At 68.5% G+C, this 19293-nt stretch carries 18 protein-coding genes and 1 riboswitch; of the genes, 11 read left to right on the forward strand and 7 right to left on the reverse strand.

Going from position 1 to position 19293, the window contains the following annotated elements:
* Positions 1-12 precede the first annotated feature (12 nt).
* On the reverse strand, positions 13-2652 hold the full coding sequence (locus NQ204_RS07180; protein WP_256643467.1) for a TonB-dependent receptor: 2640 nt from the start codon (positions 2650-2652) through the stop codon (positions 13-15).
* A gap of 193 nt (positions 2653-2845) precedes the next feature.
* Between NQ204_RS07180 and queD the strand changes: the two genes are divergently transcribed.
* Positions 2846-3208 (forward strand): 6-carboxytetrahydropterin synthase QueD, encoded by a 363-nt coding sequence (gene queD / locus NQ204_RS07185; protein ID WP_164074836.1) that lies wholly within the window; start codon positions 2846-2848, stop codon positions 3206-3208.
* A 115-nt stretch (positions 3209-3323) separates the two neighbouring features.
* Complete coding sequence (locus NQ204_RS07190) at positions 3324-3677, forward strand: phasin family protein (protein ID WP_116863764.1); 354 nt, start codon at positions 3324-3326, stop codon at positions 3675-3677.
* A gap of 179 nt (positions 3678-3856) precedes the next feature.
* On the opposite strand, the gene NQ204_RS07195 is transcribed toward NQ204_RS07190, so the two are convergent.
* Positions 3857-5329: a sensor histidine kinase gene (locus NQ204_RS07195; protein ID WP_116863762.1), complete on the reverse strand. Its 1473-nt coding sequence runs from the start codon at positions 5327-5329 to the stop codon at positions 3857-3859.
* The gene (locus NQ204_RS07200) at positions 5326-6045 is read right to left on the reverse strand and encodes a response regulator transcription factor (protein WP_116863761.1); all 720 of its coding nucleotides are present in this window, start codon (positions 6043-6045) and stop codon (positions 5326-5328) included. Before NQ204_RS07200 ends, NQ204_RS07195 begins: the two co-directional genes overlap by 4 nt.
* 144 nt (positions 6046-6189) lie before the next feature.
* Here NQ204_RS07200 and msrB point away from each other — a divergent pair, with 144 nt between their 5' ends.
* The 4 genes from msrB to NQ204_RS07220 all read left to right on the forward strand — a co-directional run bounded on the left by msrB (position 6190) and on the right by NQ204_RS07220 (position 10948).
* Positions 6190-6765 (forward strand): peptide-methionine (R)-S-oxide reductase MsrB, encoded by a 576-nt coding sequence (msrB, locus tag NQ204_RS07205; RefSeq protein WP_108767625.1) that lies wholly within the window; start codon positions 6190-6192, stop codon positions 6763-6765.
* A 2-nt stretch (positions 6766-6767) separates the two neighbouring features.
* The gene (locus NQ204_RS07210; RefSeq protein ID WP_256643468.1) at positions 6768-8537 is read left to right on the forward strand and encodes a cytochrome c biogenesis protein DipZ; all 1770 of its coding nucleotides are present in this window, start codon (positions 6768-6770) and stop codon (positions 8535-8537) included.
* A 15-nt stretch (positions 8538-8552) separates the two neighbouring features.
* Positions 8553-9290 carry a peptide-methionine (S)-S-oxide reductase MsrA gene (gene msrA, locus NQ204_RS07215; protein ID WP_116863759.1) on the forward strand — a complete coding sequence of 246 codons (738 nt, stop codon included), beginning with the start codon at positions 8553-8555 and terminating at the stop codon, positions 9288-9290.
* Positions 9291-9496: 206 nt separating this feature from the next.
* Positions 9497-10948 carry an aminotransferase-like domain-containing protein gene (locus tag NQ204_RS07220; protein ID WP_116863758.1) on the forward strand — a complete coding sequence of 484 codons (1452 nt, stop codon included), beginning with the start codon at positions 9497-9499 and terminating at the stop codon, positions 10946-10948.
* A gap of 78 nt (positions 10949-11026) precedes the next feature.
* Here the strand turns inward: NQ204_RS07220 and bioD are convergent, their stop codons facing one another.
* A complete protein-coding gene (gene bioD, locus NQ204_RS07225) occupies positions 11027-11710 on the reverse strand; it encodes a dethiobiotin synthase (RefSeq protein ID WP_116863757.1) in 684 nt (227 codons plus the stop codon).
* A gap of 67 nt (positions 11711-11777) precedes the next feature.
* Between bioD and NQ204_RS07230 the strand changes: the two genes are divergently transcribed.
* Together NQ204_RS07230 and NQ204_RS07235 are read left to right on the forward strand one after the other, a co-directional pair.
* Positions 11778-12260, forward strand: coding sequence for a GAF domain-containing protein (locus tag NQ204_RS07230; protein ID WP_116863756.1), 483 nt, complete (start codon positions 11778-11780; stop codon positions 12258-12260).
* Entirely contained in the window at positions 12257-12619 is a 363-nt protein-coding gene (locus tag NQ204_RS07235; RefSeq protein WP_116863755.1) for a TfoX/Sxy family protein, read from the forward strand. The genes NQ204_RS07230 and NQ204_RS07235 overlap by 4 nt, the downstream gene beginning before the upstream one ends.
* A gap of 45 nt (positions 12620-12664) precedes the next feature.
* On the opposite strand, the gene NQ204_RS07240 is transcribed toward NQ204_RS07235, so the two are convergent.
* Entirely contained in the window at positions 12665-13243 is a 579-nt protein-coding gene (locus NQ204_RS07240; RefSeq protein WP_256643469.1) for a histidine phosphatase family protein, read from the reverse strand.
* 142 nt (positions 13244-13385) lie between these two features.
* Positions 13386-13608: riboswitch (cobalamin riboswitch) on the forward strand.
* Between the two features lie 117 nt (positions 13609-13725).
* Here NQ204_RS07240 and btuB point away from each other — a divergent pair.
* Positions 13726-15582, forward strand: coding sequence for a TonB-dependent vitamin B12 receptor (btuB, locus tag NQ204_RS07245; protein WP_256643470.1), 1857 nt, complete (start codon positions 13726-13728; stop codon positions 15580-15582).
* 112 nt (positions 15583-15694) lie between these two features.
* Here the strand turns inward: btuB and gph are convergent, their stop codons facing one another.
* The gene (gph, locus tag NQ204_RS07250) at positions 15695-16366 is read right to left on the reverse strand and encodes a phosphoglycolate phosphatase (protein WP_256643471.1); all 672 of its coding nucleotides are present in this window, start codon (positions 16364-16366) and stop codon (positions 15695-15697) included.
* A gap of 114 nt (positions 16367-16480) precedes the next feature.
* Positions 16481-17410 carry a LysR family transcriptional regulator gene (locus NQ204_RS07255; RefSeq protein ID WP_256643472.1) on the reverse strand — a complete coding sequence of 310 codons (930 nt, stop codon included), beginning with the start codon at positions 17408-17410 and terminating at the stop codon, positions 16481-16483.
* Positions 17411-17518: 108 nt separating this feature from the next.
* Here NQ204_RS07255 and NQ204_RS07260 point away from each other — a divergent pair, with 108 nt between their 5' ends.
* Both NQ204_RS07260 and NQ204_RS07265 read left to right on the forward strand, forming a co-directional pair.
* On the forward strand, positions 17519-18157 hold the full coding sequence (locus NQ204_RS07260) for an NAD(P)-dependent oxidoreductase (protein WP_256643473.1): 639 nt from the start codon (positions 17519-17521) through the stop codon (positions 18155-18157).
* 93 nt (positions 18158-18250) lie between these two features.
* Positions 18251-19162: an MBL fold metallo-hydrolase gene (locus NQ204_RS07265; protein ID WP_256643474.1), complete on the forward strand. Its 912-nt coding sequence runs from the start codon at positions 18251-18253 to the stop codon at positions 19160-19162.
* Positions 19163-19293 lie beyond the last annotated feature (131 nt).

The raw sequence follows: 19293 nt of genomic DNA on the forward strand, positions 1-19293 counted from the left end.
GTGGCGATGGCATCAGAAGCGGTAATCGAAGCCGAGGGTGAAGTAGCGGCCACGCAGGTCGTACTGGCTGAAGTCGTACGGCGCGCGGATGCCCGGGAACGAGGCGTCGTACGGCGGCGTCCTGTCAGCCAGGTTCTGCACCTTGGCGTACACGGTCAGCTTGTCGATGCCGACATAGGCCAGGTACAGATCAAACTGGTTGTACGCATCGATGCGGTCCTGCACGGCAGCGGCGGCGGTGCTGGCCTTCTGGTCGTAACCGCTGGTGTAGTACCAGGTGACGGCTGCGGTGAAGTCGCGGAAGGTCCAGTCCAGCGTGGTGGTCGCCTTGTTCTTCGGCAGCGTGGCGCCGAGGTTGCTGCCGGCGTAGTCCACCAGCGGACCACCGACCACGGTCGGGCGACGGTAGTCACGCACGTGGGTGTAGGCCGAGGACAGGGTGAAATCGCCCAGCGCGGCGGTCGGGATGCGCTGGCGCAGTTCGACGTCGATGCCCGAGGTCTTCAACTCGCTCAGGTTCTGGTAGCGGTTGAACACGGCCAGCAGCTTGCCGCGCTCGTCGCGCTGCACGGCACTGGAGACGTTGTCGTTGACCAGGGTCTGGGTGTTGTTGGTGCCGACCAGGTTGTCCAGCTGGATGCGGTAGTAATCCACGCTCAGGTTGGTGTTGGCCCACGGCGACAGCACCACGCCGAAGTTCACGCTCTTGGTGCGCTCGGGCTTCAGCTCGCTGTTGCCGACGGTGAAGAAGGTCGGGTTCTGCCGCGAGCCCGGTACGTCCGGATCACGCGGGTCGACCACGCTGCCGTAAGCGATGCTGGTGCTGTTGGAATTCTCCGACAGCGACGGCGCACGGAAGCCCTTCGACGCCGAGGCGCGCACCAGCAGGAAGTCCAGCGGCTGCCAGCGCAGGCCGAGCTTGGGCGAGAACGCGTCGCCGAAGTCGTCATAGTGGTCGGCACGCGCGGCGGCGGACAGTTCCACGCCCGTGGCCAGCGGCACATTCACTTCGGCATAGGCGGCGCTGACCTTGCGCTCGCCGTGCACTTCGGCGATGGCCGGGCGCACCTGCAGGCCGGCGTCGATCTGCCAGGGGTTGTTGGAATCGAGCTTCTCGCGGCGCCATTCGGCACCGGCGGCGAAGCCGATGTCGCCGGCCCAGGTGCGGCCCAGGGTGCCGGAGATCTTGGCGTCCACGCCCTGCAGCACCGATTCAGCCGGGCGCAGTGTGGAGATATTGATGGCATCGATGACCGACTGCGGGGTGGCCGACGGGTTGAGCAGGTTGTAACTGCCGCTGGCCAGCGCATCGGCCAGCGCCCAGCGGTTGGCGAAGCCGCCCGACACGGTCTCGCGCTCGCTGCTGCGGGCACCGAACGCGGCCACTTCCCAATCCCAGGCGGCGGTGCTGCCGCGCAGGCCGACCACGCCGCGGTAGGCGGTGGAGCGGTTGGTCTTGATGGTGCCGCCGAGGTCGAAGAAGGTGTATTCGATCGGCACCGCGCGGCCATACGGGTTGTACGGGCTGCTGGCCGGCAGGTTGGACGAGACCGGTTCGGCCAGGCCGGTTTCCGCGTTCAGGGCGAAACGGCCGCTTTCCAGGGTGAAGAACGGGCTGCTGCCGAACCAGGCGGCGCTCTTGATCTGGCTGTACAGCACTTCGCCGAAGGCTTCGACGTTCTCACCAAGGCGGAACGTGCCGTTGGCATACGCCTGGTAGCGCTTGGTCGAGGGAATCAGGGTGGTGTACGGCGCCTGGTTGAAGCCGCAGGTATCACCGGCCAGACCGTCGATCGGCGCGCTGGCGACCCGGGTGGTGCCGGTGGGGCAGTTGCCGTTGGCATCGAGCATCGGCACCGACACGCCGTTGATGAGGTAGCGCGCGCCCTTGGCCGACCAGCCGTTCCAGCGGCCGCCGGGCTGGTCGCTGTAGATGCCGCTCTTGGTCAGATTGCGCTCGTCCTGGTCCAGCCGCTCGCGGTTGTAGCCCTGCAGGCTGAAGAGGATGTTGTAGCCATCGGTATCCAGGTCACCGAGGCCACCGACGAACTTCAGGTTCTGCTCGTGCAGGCCGCCCTGGTCGGCACCGCCGAAGCTGCCGCCGAGTTCGGCGCCTTCGAAGTTCTGCCGGGTGATGATGTTGACCACGCCGGCCACCGCATCGGAACCGTACACGGCCGAGGCGCCGTCCTTGAGCACTTCGATGCGCTCGACGGCGACCAGCGGCAACGCGTTGAGGTCGACGAAAGTGTCCGACAGGCCGCCGGCCGGGAAGCCGTAGTTGGCCAGGCGGCGGCCGTTGAGCAACACCAGCGTGTTCTTCTGCGAGAGACCGCGCAGACCGATGCCTGCCGAGCCGGACGCCCAGCCGTTGTTGGTGGTTTCGTTGGCGGCGTTGCCGGTGTTGGCCGAGATCGAGCGCAGCACGTCGGCGACGGTGGCCTTGCCGGTCTGTTCCAGCTGCTGCCGGCCGATCACCTGCACCGGGTTGGACGCTTCGGTATCGGTGCGCTTGATGTTGGAACCGGTGACGCGCACGGCAGCCAGGGTGCTGGCTTCGCCACTGGCGTCGGCGGAGGTTTCGGCGGCGGCAGACAAAGGCGCGGCCAGAGCGACGGCCAGGGCCGCCACGAGCAGGGTGTGCTGGGGCATGACGATGTGGGGGGGGTGGTAGTTGGCGACGGAAGTTCCGCAGTAATCCATGCCAGGCCTGGCGCGACCAATAACATCTCTTCATACGGATATAAGAGAAGCTAACATCTCTTCATCCGGATGGAAAGAATTGCTTTACGGAAAGCCAACAACCGGGACGGCCGCGGCGGTGGGGCCGGCGTACAATCGCGCCATGGAAATCTTCAAAGTCTTCATGCTCGAGGCGGCCCACCGCCTGCCCAACGTGCCGCCGGGCCACAAATGCGCGCGCCTGCACGGCCACTCGTTCCGGGTGGAACTGAAGGTGGAGGGCGAGCCGGGTGCGCAGACCGGCTGGATCATGGATTTCGGCGACGTCAAAGCCGCCTTCCAGCCGATCTACGACCGCTTGGACCACCACTACCTCAACGACATCCCCGGCCTGGAAAACCCGACCAGCGAGAATCTGGCGGTGTGGATCTGGAAGGAGCTGAAGCCGGTCCTGCCCGCGCTGAGCGAGATCACCGTGCATGAAACCTGCACCTCCGGGTGCCGGTACCGCGGCCCGGCCGCCTGATCAAGCCATTGATCCGAAAGGTTTTCTGAAGGCGCCTTGAGCGCCTTCCTATTTTTTGTTGCATTGCGGCATGATCGGCGTATGCTGCATTGCATCAACCGCTTTCGATGCCGCCATGGCCAACGCCTTCGCCGATCGTTTCAGTGATGCCACCCGCCAGCTGGCGGCCGCGGCAACGCGTGCAAACCGATTGGCGCTGGAAAACGCGGAGAGCATGTTCGGAGTGCAGCTGAAGGCGATGGAACGCAACCTGACCGCAACCGGCGGCTGGCTGGGCGAACTGGCCCGCAGCGAGGATCCGGCCGGGTTGCTGCCCAAGGGCGCACAGCTGTGGCAGGACAACCTGCAGCGGCTGGGCCAGGCCCAGCAGGACGTGGTCGATCTTGGCCTGCAGGCCGGTCGCGCCTGGTCCGACCTGGTGCAGGGCCAGACAGATACAACGGCGGACGCCACGGGCAACAGCCACTGACGTCACGCCCACGCTCATTGCATGGGTCCCTCCCCCCATGCAATCCGGACCCGGCAGATCCCTCCCTCTGCCGGGTCTTTTTTTGCCTGTGATTCCGGTGAAACGCACGCGTCACGGGCGGCCGGGGGGCCCCGCACACCGGTAGCGCCGGGCCATGCCCGGCGAGCGCAGCGGCGCAGTCAGGGCCCCGCGTTCTCCGCGCGCGGCAACGCAAACACGAACAGCGCGCCGGTCGCGCTTTCGCGCAGTTCGATACGACGACCGTGCAGCTGCACGATGCGCTGCACGATGAGCAGGCCCAGCCCACCATTCTCGCCACGCCGCGCACCCAGTGCCGCCGGTGCCTGGAACAGCTGCGCACGCAGCGCCGGGGCCACGCCCGGGCCATCGTCGGCCACGCTCACTTCCACGCTGCCTTCGATGGCGCGCAGCTGCACCCGCACCTCGCCGCCTTCGGGCGCATGCCGCAGCGCGTTGTCGAGCAGGTTGGTCAGCACCCGCTCGACCAGGCCGAGGTCCGCACGCACCAGCGGCAGGCCCGGCGGGAAATCCGCATGCAGGTGCTGGCCACGCGCCTGTGCGGCCAGTTCGAATTTCTGCAGCACGTCCTGCAGCAGCTCCGGCAGCGCGAACACCTCCCACTCCAGTCGCACTTCGCCATGTTCCAGCCGCGCCAGTTCGAACAGCGCGCGCGCCAGGCGGCCGACCTTGGCGCTCTGCGCCAGAGCGATGCCGAGATAGCGACGGCGTTCTTCCGGCGACAGCGTGGCTTCCTTCAGCGCCATCGTTTCCAGGTAGCCATGCAGCGACGACAGCGGCGTACGCAGGTCGTGCGAGATGTTGGCCACCAGTTCGCGGCGCTGCAGATCCTGCTGGCGCAGCTGCTGCCACTGTTCGCCCAGCCGCTGCGCCATCTGCGCGTGGGCATGTTCGAGGATCTTCAGTTCGTCACGCTCGACGCTGCGCAGTGGCACCGGCGCCGGCAACGGCGTAGGCGCATCGATGTCGAAGGCCTGGATGCGCCGGGTCAGCCGACGCAGCGGCCGAGTGACCCAGTAGAACGCCACCAGCCCGGCCAGCAGGCCCAGCCCGCCCACCAGCAGCACCGACCACAGCGTGGTGTTCCACTGGTTGCTGGCGGCGAGGTCGTCGGCCAGCATCTGCCGGTGTTCGCCCACAAGCACCACATACACGTAACCGGCCTGGCGCCCCTGCACCACCAGCGGGGCCACGCTGAACACCTTGCGGCCGCCGGTACTGCGCGGGTCGTCGCCGAGGATCGGCAGCGGCGCACCGGCCAGCAGGCGACGCAGCGGCGCAAGGTCGACGTGGTTGCGCAGCAGGTGGCCGCTGGGTGCATCGTGGCCGAGGATGCGGCCCTGGTCGTCCAGCAGGTACACCTCCACGCTGGGATTGACCGCCATCAGCTGGCCGAACAGCGCGCGCACCGCGGTATCGCGCATGCCGCTGGTGTCCATCAGTTCGCTGCGCTGGGCAATGTGTTCGGCCAGGCCCAGCGACAGCCGCTGCACCACTTCCTGTTCGTGGCGGGTGCTGGCGCGCATCTGCAGGGCCAGCAGGGCCATGCAGCACATCAGCATCAGCGCGGCGATCACCGCCGCCAGCTTCTGCCACAGGTTGGGCGTGATCATGCCGACGCCCCCGCAGGGTCGACCAGCTTGTAGCCGCGCCCCCACACCGTCAGCAGGCGCCGCGGCGTGGCCGGGTCGAGCTCGATCTTGCTGCGCAGGCGGTTGATGTGGGTGTTCACGGTGTGCTCGTAACCATCGTGCTGGTAGCCCCAGACCTGGTTGAGCAGTTCCATCCGTGCGAACACCTGGTCGCGATGGCGGGCGAAGAACAGCAGCAGGTCGAACTCACGCGGGGTCAGTTCCAGTGCGCTGCCATCCACCGACGCGGTACGCGCCACCGGGTCCAGCTGCAGGCCACCGACCTCGACCGCACCGGCATCGATGCGCGCGTTCTGCGCCATGGCTTCGGCGCGGCGAAGCAGCGCGCGCACGCGCGCCACCAGCTCGGGCATCGAGAAGGGCTTGGCCAGGTAATCGTCCGCGCCCAGTTCCAGGCCGACGATGCGCTGGGTTTCGCTGCCACGTGCGCTGATGATGATGATCGGCACGTAGCGCGCCATCGCCCGGGCACGCTGGCAGATCTGCAGGCCATCGACGCCGGGCAGCATCACGTCCAGCACCAGCGCATCCCACGGGCCGTCCTGCTCCAGCAGGCGCAGGCCGGCATCGCCGGTGGCGGCGTGGGCGACGTCGTAGCCCTCGTCAGCCAGGTGCATGCGCAGCAGGTCGGCGATATGGGCATCGTCTTCGACGATCAGGACGCGTTTGGCGGACATCGGCAGCTCGGGGCCAGTGGGGAGGCTGCCCGCATTGTGGCGCGGGACGGCCACCGATACCTCACGAAAAATTGAATCCTGCGTGAGGATTCGTTGACCCGGGCAGGCGCAGCATGGCCCCGTCGCCCCTTCCCGGAGTCCGCCATGCCCCTCACCCGCCGCCACCTGCTGGGCCTGGGTGGTCTTGCCACCGCCGCTGGCGTGCTCGGCCTGGGCGCGTGCAGCCGCGCTGCCACGGCCGCCGCCGAGAACCGCCCGGCTCGACAGTTCCCGCTGATGCGCACCGACGCCGAATGGCGCCGGCTGCTGACCCCGGCGCAGTACGCGGTGCTGCGCCAGCAGGCCACCGAACGCGCTGGCAGCAGCCCGCTGGACCGCGAACACCGGCAGGGCACGTTCACCTGCGCCGGCTGCCAGCAGCCGCTGTTCTCCTCGTCCACCAAGTTTGAAAGCGGCACCGGCTGGCCCAGCTTCTGGGCACCGCTGCATGGCGCGGTCGGCGAGGATCGCGACACCACCTTCGGCATGTTGCGGGTGGAAGCGCACTGCAGCCGCTGCGGTGGCCACCTCGGCCATGTCTTCAACGATGGCCCGCGCCCCACCGGCCTGCGCTACTGCATGAACGGTGCCGCCCTGCTGTTCCAGCCCGGCGCGGCACAGCAGGACAGCAATGGCGGCTGGCGCGTGCCGCTCGGTTCTTCCCCCACTTCTGGAGCCTGATGATGCTGCTGTTGCTGCTGGCCTACCTGGGCGGCGTACTGACCCTGCTCAGCCCGTGCATCCTGCCGGTGCTGCCCTTCGTGTTCGCGCGGGCCAACCGCTCCTTCGTGCGCAGCACGCTGCCGCTGCTGCTGGGTATGGCGTTGACCTTCGCCGCGGTCGCCAGCCTGGCCGCCGTGGGCAGCCAATGGGTGGCGCAGGCCAACCAGATCGGTCGCTGGGTGGCCCTGGTGCTGATGGCGGTGTTCGCCCTGGCGCTGCTCTGGCCGCGCCTGGCTGACCATCTGCTGGCACCGTTCCAGCGCGTGGGTGCGCGGCTGAGTGCACGCGCCGACGCTGCCGATGATGCCGGCCGGGGCGGTGCCGGGACCTCGCTGCTGATCGGCATCGCCACCGGCCTGCTGTGGGCGCCGTGCGCCGGCCCGATTCTCGGCTTGGTGCTGACCGGCGCTGCCCTGCATGGCGCCAGCGTCGGCACCAGCGCATTGCTGCTGGCCTACGCACTGGGTGCAGCCACCGCGCTCGCGCTGGCGGTGTGGATCGGCGGCCGCGTGTTCAACGCTCTGCAGGCGCGGCTGGGCCTGGGCGACGTGCTGCGCAGGGTGCTGGGCGTTGCCGCGCTGCTGGCGGTGGTGGCCATCGGCCTGGGCTGGGATACCGGCCTGCTGACCCGCCTGTCCACGGTCAGCACCGCGCGCATCGAACAGGGCCTGCTGGACGCGGTGCCCGGTGCGCAGCCGGCGGCGCCGCCGATGATGATGATGGCCGGCGCCACTGCCGGTGCCGATGCGCCGCTGCCGGTGGAAGGCACCCTGCCCGCGCTGGATGGCGCCACCGGCTGGCTCAACAGCCCGCCGCTCAAGGCCGAACAGCTGCGCGGCAAGGTCGTGCTGGTCGATTTCTGGACCTATTCCTGCATCAACTGCCTGCGCGCGATGCCCTTCGTGCACGAGTGGGAGCGCCGCTATCGCGACCATGGCCTGGTGGTGGTCGGCGTGCACACGCCCGAGTTCGCCTTCGAACGCGACCCGCGCAACGTGATGAAGGCCGTGCAGCAGCTGAAGGTGGAATACCCGGTGGCGCTGGACAACCAGTATTCGATCTGGCGCGCGTTCAACAACCAGTACTGGCCGGCGCAGTACTTCGTTGATGCGCAGGGCAACATCCGCGCCCACCAGTTCGGTGAAGGCAACTACGCGCATTCGGAACAGGTGATCCGCCGCCTGCTGACCGAGGCCGGCCAGACCGATCTGCCGCCGCCGGCCGACCCGGCCGCGGCCGACCTGCAGGGCGTGGCCACGCAGGCCGACATGGGCAACCTGCGCTCGCCGGAAACCTACCTGGGCCACGCGCGTGCCGAGCACTTCGCCTCGCCCGGCGGGCAACGCACCGATGCGGCCTTCGACTACACGCTGCCGGCCAGCCTCGCGCTGAACCAGTGGGGCCTGTCCGGCCGCTGGACCGTCACCGATGAAGCCGCGCAGCTGCAGCAGGCCAGCGGACGCATCGCCTTCCAGTTCCATGCCCGCGACCTGCACCTGGTGCTGGCACCGACGCAGGACGGCACGCCGGTGCGCTTCCGCGTGTGGCTGGACGGCAAGCCGCTGCCTGCCGCCGATGCCGGCAGCGATGTTGGCGCCGATGGCAGCGGCGTGGTCACCGAGAACCGTCTGTACCAGCTGGTGCGCCAGCGCGGCACGGTCGGCCCGCACCGCTTCGAGATCGAATTCCTCGATGCGGGCGTGCAGGCCTATGCCTTCACCTTTGGTTGAGAGCAGGAGGGCACGATGAAATTCTCCTTCGAACAGGGCATTGCAGTGGGTGTGGCCGGGTTGATCGCCACGGCACTGGTGGCCGGCGTGCTGCTGGTGGATCGCGGCGCGATGGCCGCGCCGGCTACCACCAGCGCGCAGGTACAGGCACTGCCGGCACCCGCCGGCGATGCCGCCTTCACCGATGGCGCCACCCAGGCCAGCGTGGTGTTTGCCGGTGGCTGTTTCTGGGGCGTGCAGGGCGTGTTCCAGCACGTGAAAGGGGTGAGCAATGCGGTGGCCGGCTATGCCGGAGGCAGTGCCGCCGATGCACGCTACGAGCGCGTCAGCAGCGGCCGCACCGGCCACGCCGAAGCGGTGAAGGTCGACTACGATCCGCGTCAGGTCAGCTATGGGCAGCTGCTGCAGGTGTTCTTCTCGGTGGCGCACGATCCCACCCAGCTGAACTACCAGGGCCCCGACCACGGCAGCCAGTACCGCTCGGCGATCTTCAGCGATGACGCCAGGCAGCTGGCTGCCAGCCGCGCCTACATCGACCAGCTGGGCAAGGCTGGCAGCTACCGCGGCCCGATCGTGACCCAGGTGGCCAGCGGCCAGCGTTTCTACCCGGCCGAGAGCTATCACCAGAACTACATGAACAACTACCCGCAGGCGGCCTACATCCGCTACTACGACGCACCGAAGCTGGCCGCGCTGGGCAAGCAGTTCCCTGCGCTGTACCGGCGCCAGGCGTCGCTGGTGCCGATGCGCTGACGCGCTTTTGTAGAGTCGAGCCATGCTCGACTTCTGGATCCTGGCAAAGCCCCAGCCGAGCATGGCTCGACTCTACAAAAAAAAGACGCACCGCCCTGCGGCCGTGCGCTTGAAATGGATCGGCCAGGCCCCGATCAGGCCCCACCGACAGCACCATGCTAGGCTCGGCGGCATCATGGGTACAGCTCCAGATGCAGGCCAGAACAATGGATACAGATCCGCGCACCACCCCGGCCCCGCCGCGCTACCAGCGCCTGTCCAATGAACTGGCCGAGGCCATCCACGGCGGTCGCCTGCCAGTCGGCAGCCGCCTGCCCTCACTGCGGCAGATGGCCGCGCAGCGTCAGCTCAGCCTGAACACCGTCATCGCGGCCTACCGGCAGCTGGAAGATGCTGGCCTGGTCGTGCCGCGGCCGAAGGCGGGGTTCGAGGTGGCGCCGCGCCTGTCGGTGCCGCAGCGTTCGCTGCGCGATGCACCGTCGGCGCCCACCGCACCGCTGCAGCAGGCCTTGATGGCGCGCGTGCTCGAGGCACAGCGACGCCCCGGGGTGATCGATCTCGCCTTCGCCGGGCCACGTGGACGGCAGTTCTATCCCGGCGCGCACCTGGCCCGGCACACCGCACAGGTGCTGCGCCACGGCCAGCAGACGGTGGAAACCTATGCGCGCCCGAACGGCTCGCCGCGCCTGCTGGCGCAGATCGTACGGCGTGGCCCGCGGATGGGCCTGCACACCCATGCCGACCGCCTCCTGCTGACCCACGGTGCGATGGAAGCGCTGCAGCTGGCCCTGCGCGCGGTGACCGAACCGGGCGCGGCAGTCGGCATCGAAGCCCCCTCCTATTTCAACCTGTACCCGCTGCTGGCCAACCTCGGCCTGCAGGCCATCGAACTGCCCACCCACCCGCAGCACGGGCTGGACGTGGATGCGCTGGAAGCGCTGCTGGAGCACACGCCGCTGGCCGCGCTGGTGGTGATGCCCACCGTGCACAACCCGCTGGGCTGCACCATGCCGACGGCCGCCAAGCAGCGCCTGGCCGAGCTGGTCAACGCACGCCAGCTGCCGCTTATCGAGGATGCGGTGTACGCCGAGCTGCAGTTCTGCGAGCCACCGGCGCCGCTGCTGAAGGCGTTTGATCGCGATGGCTGGGTGATGGTGGTCGGCGGTTTCTCCAAGACGCTGGCGCCGGATTACCGCATCGGCTGGCTCGATGGGGGCCGTTTCGCCGAGCGCATCGCCCTGCTGAAATTCCAGTCGACCGGCGGTGAACCGCAGCTGCTCGGTGATGCGGTGGCGGCTTACCTGGAAGCCGGCAGTTACGAGCATCACCTGCACCGCATGCGCCGGCTGTACCGCGAACAGGTCGGGCGCCTGCGCCAGCTGGTGGCCGAGCACTTCCCCGCCGGCACCCGTGCCACGGAGCCGCAGGGCGGCTTCCTGCTGTGGCTGGAGCTGCCGGGCGTGGATACCCGCGAACTGTTCGAGCGGGCGCTGGCGGAGGACATCGTGTTCATGCCCGGCCAGGTGTATTCGCGCGGTGCGCGCTACCGGCATTGCCTGCGGCTGTCGTGCTGCCAGGCGCTGGATGCGCGCTTCATCAGTGCGGTGGAACGACTGGGTGCGATCGCGCGGGAACTGGCAGCACGCTCTGCCCTGTAGAGCCGAGCCTGCGCTCGGCTGCGTTTCACCCGGATCCGGTGCTGAGCCGAGCATGGGCTCGGCTCTACAGGAAGCAGATCAATCGCACAGGTGCGCTGCGAGTCGCTCACCATCTGCGCCCGGCAGGTACGGCAACCTCCCCCAGCACGGCATCGGCAGGCGCTGCTGCAGCGTGGCGATGTTCTCGTCCTGGCGCTGCATGGTGGGGTCGATGTGGTTGCCGATCCAGCCCAGGCACTCCACGCCGCTGGCCTGCAGCGACTGCGCGGTCAGCCGTGCATGGTTCACGCAGCCCAGGCGCATGCCCACCACCAGCAGCACCGGCAGGCGCAGTGCGCGCACCAGATCCAGCTGGTCCAGCGTGGCCGACACTGGTGCCAGCCAGCCGCCCACGCCCTCCACCACCACCACGTCGGCCTGCGCACGCAGCCGCTCGAACGCGGCCACGATCGGCGCCAGCTGCACCTGCACGCCGTCCTCGGCGGCGGCCAGCTCCGGCGCCAGCGGCTGCCGCAGCGCATAGGGGTTCAGGTCGTCGTAGTCCGGCACCGGCCAGCTGGCCGCCTGCAACGCCAGGGCATCCTCGTTGCGCAGGCCCTGGCCGAGGTCCTGGCTGCCACTGGCCACCGGCTTCATGCCCACCGCGCGCAGCCCGCGCCGGCGCAGCGCCAGCAGCAGCGCGGTGCTGCTGGCGGTCTTGCCGATCCCGGTATCGGTCCCGGTGACGAACACGGCAGGCGGCATCAGGGTGGGCAGGGGCATCAACGGCTCCAGGCATGCAACAGAGCGTGCATTATCGCTGCTCCCGTACGCTTGCTAGACTGCAGGCATGTTCGCCAATGCCTCGCTCACCGGCAGCAAGCCGGAACAATACGCCCAGCTGCTGGAACAGGCCCGCGGCCTGGTCTACGCCGAGTCCGACCGCATCGCCAATGCGGCCAACCTCTCCGCACTGGTCTACCACGCCCTGCCCGACCTGAACTGGGTGGGCTTCTACCTGTACGACGGCAAGGAGCTGGTAGTCGGCCCGTTCCAGGGCCTGCCGGCCTGCGTGCGCATCCCGCTGGACAAGGGCGTGTGCGGTGCCGCCGCCAGCCAGCGCGTCACCCAGCGCGTGGACGATGTCGATGCCTTCCCCGGCCACATCGCCTGCGATTCGGCCTCGCGCTCGGAACTGGTGGTGCCGCTGCTGCGCGGTGGTGAGCTGATCGGCGTGTTCGACATCGACAGCCCGAAGGTGGGCCGCTTCGATGCCGAGGACCAGGCCGGTCTGGAAGCCATCGCCCGCGTGTTCGTCGAGGCTCTGGGATGAGCGCACCGAAGCTGCGCAACATCGGCCCGAAGAGCGCGGCGTGGCTGCGCCAGGTCGGCCTGCGCAGCCGCGAGGACCTGGCCGCGCTCGGCGCGGTCGGGGCCTTCGTCAAGGTCAAGCGCGCCGGCTTCAAGCCGAGCCTGAACCTGCTTTATTCGCTGGAAGGCGCGCTGCTGGACTGCCATTGGCAGGAGCTGGGCGAAGCCCAGCGCGAAGCGCTGGTGCAGGATTACGAGGCACGCATCGTCGCGCACCCGCTGAAGGCGGCCGGCCCGGCATCGGGCCCGGTGCATGAGCAGCGCTTCGACACCGGGGATGACGGCGAAGACAGCTTCGCCGAGAGCGCCGGCGAGGATTAGAGCAGCAGCGCTGCGCGCTCGCCGGGCATGGCCCGGCGTTCGCTCTTACGGCTGCTGCAGTTCCAGCAGCTCGCCGACCAGGCCCACTTCGCCGCGCTCCAGCCACACCCGCAGGCGCGTGCCGTGGTCGATGCGCAGGGCCCAGCACAGCGACAGCGGCAGCCCGCAGACCTGCGACAGCACCATGCGCAGCGGGCCGCCATGGCTGACCACCACGGTCGGCAGCGGATCGTCATCGTCCAGCAGGCGATCCAGCGCGCGTGCGATGCGCCGTTCGAAGTGGCCCCAGCTTTCGCCGTTGGGCGGGGGGAACGCATGCGGATCGGCGTGGAAGGCCGCCAGCGCGTCCTCCGGCAGGTCGAACAGTGACTGCCCGTCCCAATCGCCGAAATCCAGTTCTTCCCACTCCTCGTCCGCTTCCACGTCCAGCCCGCGCGGGGTGGCCAGAGCCATCGCCGTGTGCAGCGAGCGCAGGCGCGGCGAACTGATCACCCGCTGCCAGTCCTGCTCGGCATAGGCGTCAACCAGTTCCTGCGGCAGGCGGGCCAGCTGCGGCGGATCGCTGCGGCCATCGAGAAACGCATCGCGGCCGTTGCCGGCATGGCGGACCAGGTCGAGGATCATGCGTGCGTCCTGTGCAGGCAACGCGGGAACAGTAGAAAACAGCGGGACATCGGCAACGGCACCACGGGATCGAGGGGATATTCTACGGGCACAGCCGAGGCAGTCGAGCAAGCTCGACTCTACCGGGCGCCGGGGATGCCGTAGACTGCGCCCACTTCCAGGTGACCTGCGGCCATGGCCGGCAGGTTGAAACGGGAAGCCGGTGACGCGTGGCAACACGCCAGGCCGGCGCTGCCCCCGCAACGGTAAGCACGTCTGTTCCAGGCAACATCGCCACTGTGCCTCTGGCATGGGAAGGCGCCTGGACGGTGGCCTCGCGCCACTTGGCGGCAAGCCCGGAGACCGGCCCGGAAGCCTCAGGTCGCGATGCGGTGGGCATGGCGCTGGATGATCGCGGCATCTGCCGCGGCTTCGGCGCGTGCCTGCCTTCGTGGCTCCTCCCCTTCGCCACGCGGGCGTGCGTGGCACCCGGAGTCCTCCCGATGAAGCTGCAGTTCCGAATGCTGTCCTTGGCCGTGCTGGCCGCCCTGCCCGCCCTGCCCGCCCTGGCCCATGCTCAGGCGAGCGATGACACCGCTGCGCTGGACCAGGTGCTGGTGACCGCCACGCGCACCCCCATCGCCCTGCAGGACAGCATCGCACCGGCGCAGGTGATCGACCGCGCACAGATCGAATCCAGCCAGGCCACCTCGCTGCAGGAACTGCTGGCCGGCCGCGCCGGCATCAACCTGACCAACAGCGGTGGCCTCGGCAAGCAGAGCTCGCTGTTCCTGCGCGGCACCAATTCCTCGCACACCGTGGTGCTGGTCGATGGCGTGCGCATCAACAGCGCCGACCTTGGCCTGGCGATGTACCAGGACCTGCCGCTGGCGCAGATCGAGCGCGTGGAAATCGTGCGCGGCCCGCAGTCGAGCCTCTACGGCGCCGATGCCATCGGTGGCGTCATCCAGATCTTCACCCGTCGCAACCAGGGCGAATTCGCGCCGCACTTCCAGCTCGGCGGCGGCAGCAATGGCCTGCGCGAAACCAGCGGCGGCATCGGTGGCAGCGGCGAGCACGGCTGGTTCGGCGCCGACATCGCCTACCAGCACACCGACGGCATCAACGCCTGCCGTGGCTCGGCCACGCTGTTCACCGGCTGCTTCGCCGATGAGCCCGACCGCGATGGCTACCGCAACCTGTCCAAGAGCCTGCGCGGTGGCTACACCTTCAACGACCAGTGGAGCGTGGAAGGCAGCGCGCTGCGTGCTGAAGGCGAGAACCACTACGACGGTTACTACAACTATTCGGAAACGCTGCAACAGGTGATGTCCGGCAAGGTGCGCTATACCCCGTCCGAGCGCTTGGTTTTCACCGCCAGCGTCGGCCGCAGCGACAACGAGTCGGACAACTACGGTGACTTCGGTGTGTTTGGCAGCGCGCAGACGCACCGCGACAATGCATCGCTGCAGGCGGACATCGGCCTGGCCGAGGGCCAGCTGCTGAGCACCGGCGTGGACTGGAGCGAGGACAACCTCGATGGCAGCAGCGCGGGCTATCTGGTCGACAGCCGCCGCAATACCGGCGTGTTCGTGCAGTACCAGGGCCGTTTCGGCCGCCACCAGCTGCAGGTAAGCGCGCGCAACGATGACAACGCGCAGTTCGGCAACCATGCCACCGGCAGCCTCGGCTGGGCGATGGACCTGGGCCACGGCCTGCGCGTGAATGCCAGCTACGGTACCGCGTTCAAGGCACCGACCTTCAGCGACCTGTACGACCCGTGGAGCGGCGTGCCGACGCTGGACCCGGAGAAGTCGAAGAGCGCCAACCTCGGCCTGTCGCAGCATGGCCAGGGCTGGCACTGGGGCGTGGACGTGTACGAGACGCGCATCGATGACCTGATCACCTACGATGCGGCGACCTTCATGATGCAGCAGGTCGAGAGGGCGCGTATCCGCGGTGCCGAGCTGACCGCGGGCGTGGTGGTGGCCGGCTTCGACATCAATGGCCAGCTGAGCTACACCGACCCGCGCAACCGCACGGCCGGCAGCGCGCAGTTCGACAACTGGCTGCCGCGCCGCGCGCAGCAGACCGCGCGTCTGGATGTGGATCGCCGCTTCGGTGATTTCCGCACCGGGCTGACCGTACAGGGCGCGGGCAAGCGTTACGACGACGCCAGCAACGCGGTGAAGGTGGGTGGCTACGGCACCCTGGACCTGCGCGCGGAATATGCCCTGACGCCGTCGTGGTCGCTGCTGGCGCGCGCGGCCAACGTGTTCGACCGCCGCTACGAGGCCGTGGCGTGGTTCAACCAGCCGGGCCGCGAATACCAGCTGAGCGTGCGCTACCAGCCGAAATAACGGGCCTCGGCATCGACGCATGGCGTCGATCTACTGTAGAGCCGGGCAGCCGAGCATGGGCTCGGCTCTACATGGGCGCGTCGGTAGCGCCGGGCCATGCCCGGCGAACGGATCACGGCGTCGGAATGCCTGATGCCAGCCCCGGCAGTTCGCGCAGGTCGTCGATCACGGCCACGGCATGTGCCGTTTCCAGGTCCAGGCCGCGCGGGTAGCCGTAGCGCACCAGTGCGATCGGCATGCCCGCGTCTTCGGCGGCGCGGTAGTCGGTGAGCGAATCACCGACCATCAGGCAGGCGTCCACTGCCAGCCCGAAGTGCGCGGCGATATGCCGCAGCGGTTCACCACTCGGCTTGCGCTGCGGCAGCGAATCACCGCCCAGCACCACCGAAAACGCATCGCCGATGCCCAGGTGCTGCAGCAGCGGCGGCACCAGCGCGGCCGGCTTGTTGGTGCAGATAGCCAGCGGCACGCCACGCGCACGCAGCAAGGCCAGCGCTTCAGGCACGCCGTCGAACAAGCGCGGGCTGCGCAGCAGGCACTCGCGGTAATGCACCATGAAGGTCGGCATCACTTCGGCCAGATCGATGTCACGACCGGCGGCATGCACGGCCTGCTCCACCAGCCGCCGCACGCCGTCGCCGATCCAGGCCAGCACGGTGGCTTCAGGCACGCGCGCCAGGCCAATGTCTTCCAGCGTGCGGTTCAGCGCTTCGGCGATATCGGCCGCGCTGTCCACCAGCGTGCCGTCCAGATCAAACACAACCAACGGATAGGGATACGACAAGGGACTTTACCTGTACGACGTGGGCCGTCCATTGTACGCCCCGCCTTTTTCGCCGGCTCCGCCTCAGCCGGTCCCACGCCCCGCGGTTGTGGTCGAGCAGTGCCTGTCCATGGTTCATGTGTCCTCCTTGATCGCTGGGCGCCACTCCAGATCCTGGAAGGCAGGGCTGGCAAAACACTCGGCCAGGAAATCCAGGAACCGCCGCATGACAGCGGGCTGCTGTCGACGCGATGCGTACACGGCATGAATGCCCAGCTCGTCCAGTTCGTAGGCCGGCAGCAGCTGCACCAGTTCGCCCGAACGCAGCAGCGGTGCCACCTGGTAGGTCGGCAGCATGGCGATGCCGGCACCGGCGCGCACCGCTTCCAGCAGCAGCGAGGCTTCATTGGCACTGATGTTGCCGCCCACCGCCACCGACAGCGCACGGCCGTCGCGGTGCAGCTGCCACAGGCTCTTGCCCACGTAATGATGGGTGAGGCAGTTGTGCGCGGGCAGCTGTTCCGGCGCGCTGGGCGTGCCATGTGCCTGCAGGTAAGCCGGCGTTGCGCACAGCACCGAACGGCAGGTGGCCAGCCGCCGCGCGATCAGGCTCGGGCCGATCTGGCGCGCGATGCGCACCGCCAGGTCCACGCGCTCCTCCACCAGGTTGACCATGCGGTCGACCAGCAGCAGCTCGATGCGTGCCGCCGGATGGCGCTGCACGAAGGCGGCCACCGCGCGGGCCAGATGGCTCTGCCCGAACGAGACGCTGGCGGTGATGCGCAGGGTGCCGTGCGGCTCGGGATCGTCGCTGGCCAGTTCGCTCTGCAGTTCCTCGCCGATGGCCAGCATCTGCCGGAAACGCGCCAGCGCGGCCTCACCGGCGCCGGTCAGGCTGATCCGCCGCGTGGTCCGGTGCAGCAGGCGCGCGCCCAGCCAGCCCTCCACCTCGGCCAGGTAGCGGGTGACCATCGCGCGGGACATGTCCAGCACCTCGGCGGCGGCGGTCAGGCTGCCGCGCTCGGCCACTTCGACGAACACGGTCATGGCGGTCAATCGGTCCATCTGCTCGATCCATGCAACAAACAAGCGCGTTATACGCTGTTTTTCGAGCATCTGCAGCGACCTACAGTGGCCTCGTTCCCACCCCATTCCGCCCCAAGGAGTTCCGCCATGAAGATTGCCCTCGTCGGTGCCACCGGCAACATCGGCCGCCAGATCGCCCGCCACGCGCTGGCCCACGGCCACCAGGTCACGGCCGTGGTCCGCAGTGAAAAGGACCTGCCGGCCGAATTGGCCGGTGCCCAGCTGGCCATCGCCGCGCTGGACGACACCGACGCCCTGGCTGCGGTGATTGCCGGCCACGACGTGCTGGCCAGCGCCTACGGCCCGCGCCCGGGTGATGACATCGCCCAGATCGCCACCGTGGCCGACCAGTTGGTCGCCGCCGCGCGCCAGGCCAAGGTGCCGCGCGTGGTGGTGGTCGGTGGTGCCGGCAGCCTGGAAATCGCCCCGGGCGTGCAGCTGGTCGACACCCCGGATTTCCCGGCCGCCTACAAGCCCTACGCACTGGCCGCGCGCGAAGCGCTGAAGCGCCTGCAGGCCGTGGATGACCTGGACTGGACCTTCTTCTCGCCGGCGGCGGAGATCGGCCCGGGCGACGAGCGCGGCCAGTACCGCGTGCAGGCGAAGACCTTCCTGGCCGATGCCAGCGGCCACAGCCGCATCAGTTACGCCGATTACGGTGCGGCGTTCGTGGCCGAGCTGGAAGCGGCCAAGTACCCGAAGCAGATCATCACTGCGGCGTATTGATCGATACGTTCCCCCTGTAGAGCCGAGCCTGCGCTCGGCTCGAGGCAACCACTGCAGCCGAGCATGGGCTCGGCTCTACACGAGGAATCGTTGATGCGTACTGCTGCCCTGCTGCTTCCCCTCGCACTGGCTGCCGGTTTCGCCAGTGCACCGCTGCTGGCCGCACCGGCCACGCCCGCGGCCATCGCGGCGAAGCAGTCACAACTGCACCTGCAGACCTTCCATCCCGGCCCGCAGGCAACGTTCTCGGTGTCCTCGGTGCTGATCGAAGGCCGCCATGAGGTGATCCTGGTCGATGCGCAGTTCGCGGCCAGCGATGCCCGCGCACTGGTCGAAAAGATCCGCGCCAGCGGCAAGCAGCTGACCACGATCTACATCAGCCACGGCGATCCGGATTACTACTTCGGCCTGGCCACGCTGCAGGATGCCTTCCCGCAGGCACGCATCGTCGCCACCGCGCAGACCGTCGCCCACATCGAGCAGACCCAGGCCGGCAAGCTGGCGTACTGGGGCCCGAAGATGGGTGCCGATGTGCCCGCGCGCATCGTCGTGCCGCAGGTGCTGGAGGGCGATGCGCTGCTGCTGGAAGGCCAGCGCCTGCCGCTGATCGGGCTGGATGGACCGACCCCGGACCGCACGGTGCTGTGGGTGCCTTCGCTGCGTGCGATCGTCGGCGGCATTCCGGTAGTGGCCGGTGAGCATGTGTGGATGGCCGATACGCAGACGCCGCAGTCGCATGCCGATTGGCTGCAGACGTTGCAACGGCTGCAGGCGCTGAAGCCCAATGTGGTGGTGCCGGGTCATTACGCGTCGGGTGCGGCGCTGGATGCGAGCGCGCTGCGGTTCACCTCGGACTACATCCGTGCATTCGACGTGGAAACGGGCAAGGCGAAGGACAGTGCGGCGCTGGTGAAGGCGATGCAGGCGCGTTACCCCAGGTTGGAGGGTGTGGCGTCGCTGGAGTTGAGTGCGAAGGTGGCCAAGGGCGAGATGCAGTGGCCGTAAGGTAGGTGGTTTCTTTTTGCAGGGCTGCGACCTGCACCTGCCGAATCAACTTCAACGGCAACAGCTGGGTATCTGTGGGTTGGCGGGGTGGATCCCGTTGCTACAAGGCAGTAGATCCGCGCCACGCGTGG

This window comes from Stenotrophomonas testudinis (assembly GCF_024499815.1).
Taxonomy (GTDB): Bacteria; Pseudomonadota; Gammaproteobacteria; order Xanthomonadales; family Xanthomonadaceae; genus Stenotrophomonas.

Excerpts from the sequence above, each read along its gene's own strand:
- NQ204_RS07230 (WP_116863756.1), top strand. The coding sequence starts at position 11,778 with ATGTTCGCCAATGCCTCGCTCACCGGCAGCAAGCCGGAACAATACGCC.
- msrB (WP_108767625.1), top strand. The coding sequence starts at position 6,190 with ATGCCCCTCACCCGCCGCCACCTGCTGGGCCTGGGTGGTCTTGCCACC.
- NQ204_RS07240 (WP_256643469.1), bottom strand. The coding sequence starts at position 13,243 with ATGATCCTCGACCTGGTCCGCCATGCCGGCAACGGCCGCGATGCGTTT.
- btuB (WP_256643470.1), top strand. The coding sequence starts at position 13,726 with ATGAAGCTGCAGTTCCGAATGCTGTCCTTGGCCGTGCTGGCCGCCCTG.
- NQ204_RS07180 (WP_256643467.1), bottom strand. The coding sequence starts at position 2,652 with ATGCCCCAGCACACCCTGCTCGTGGCGGCCCTGGCCGTCGCTCTGGCC.
- bioD (WP_116863757.1), bottom strand. The coding sequence starts at position 11,710 with ATGCCCCTGCCCACCCTGATGCCGCCTGCCGTGTTCGTCACCGGGACC.
- queD (WP_164074836.1), top strand. The coding sequence starts at position 2,846 with ATGGAAATCTTCAAAGTCTTCATGCTCGAGGCGGCCCACCGCCTGCCC.
- NQ204_RS07190 (WP_116863764.1), top strand. The coding sequence starts at position 3,324 with ATGGCCAACGCCTTCGCCGATCGTTTCAGTGATGCCACCCGCCAGCTG.
- NQ204_RS07265 (WP_256643474.1), top strand. The coding sequence starts at position 18,251 with ATGCGTACTGCTGCCCTGCTGCTTCCCCTCGCACTGGCTGCCGGTTTC.
- NQ204_RS07210 (WP_256643468.1), top strand. The coding sequence starts at position 6,768 with ATGCTGCTGTTGCTGCTGGCCTACCTGGGCGGCGTACTGACCCTGCTC.
- msrA (WP_116863759.1), top strand. The coding sequence starts at position 8,553 with ATGAAATTCTCCTTCGAACAGGGCATTGCAGTGGGTGTGGCCGGGTTG.
- NQ204_RS07260 (WP_256643473.1), top strand. The coding sequence starts at position 17,519 with ATGAAGATTGCCCTCGTCGGTGCCACCGGCAACATCGGCCGCCAGATC.
- NQ204_RS07235 (WP_116863755.1), top strand. The coding sequence starts at position 12,257 with ATGAGCGCACCGAAGCTGCGCAACATCGGCCCGAAGAGCGCGGCGTGG.
- NQ204_RS07200 (WP_116863761.1), bottom strand. The coding sequence starts at position 6,045 with ATGTCCGCCAAACGCGTCCTGATCGTCGAAGACGATGCCCATATCGCC.
- NQ204_RS07220 (WP_116863758.1), top strand. The coding sequence starts at position 9,497 with ATGGATACAGATCCGCGCACCACCCCGGCCCCGCCGCGCTACCAGCGC.
- NQ204_RS07255 (WP_256643472.1), bottom strand. The coding sequence starts at position 17,410 with ATGGACCGATTGACCGCCATGACCGTGTTCGTCGAAGTGGCCGAGCGC.
- NQ204_RS07195 (WP_116863762.1), bottom strand. The coding sequence starts at position 5,329 with ATGATCACGCCCAACCTGTGGCAGAAGCTGGCGGCGGTGATCGCCGCG.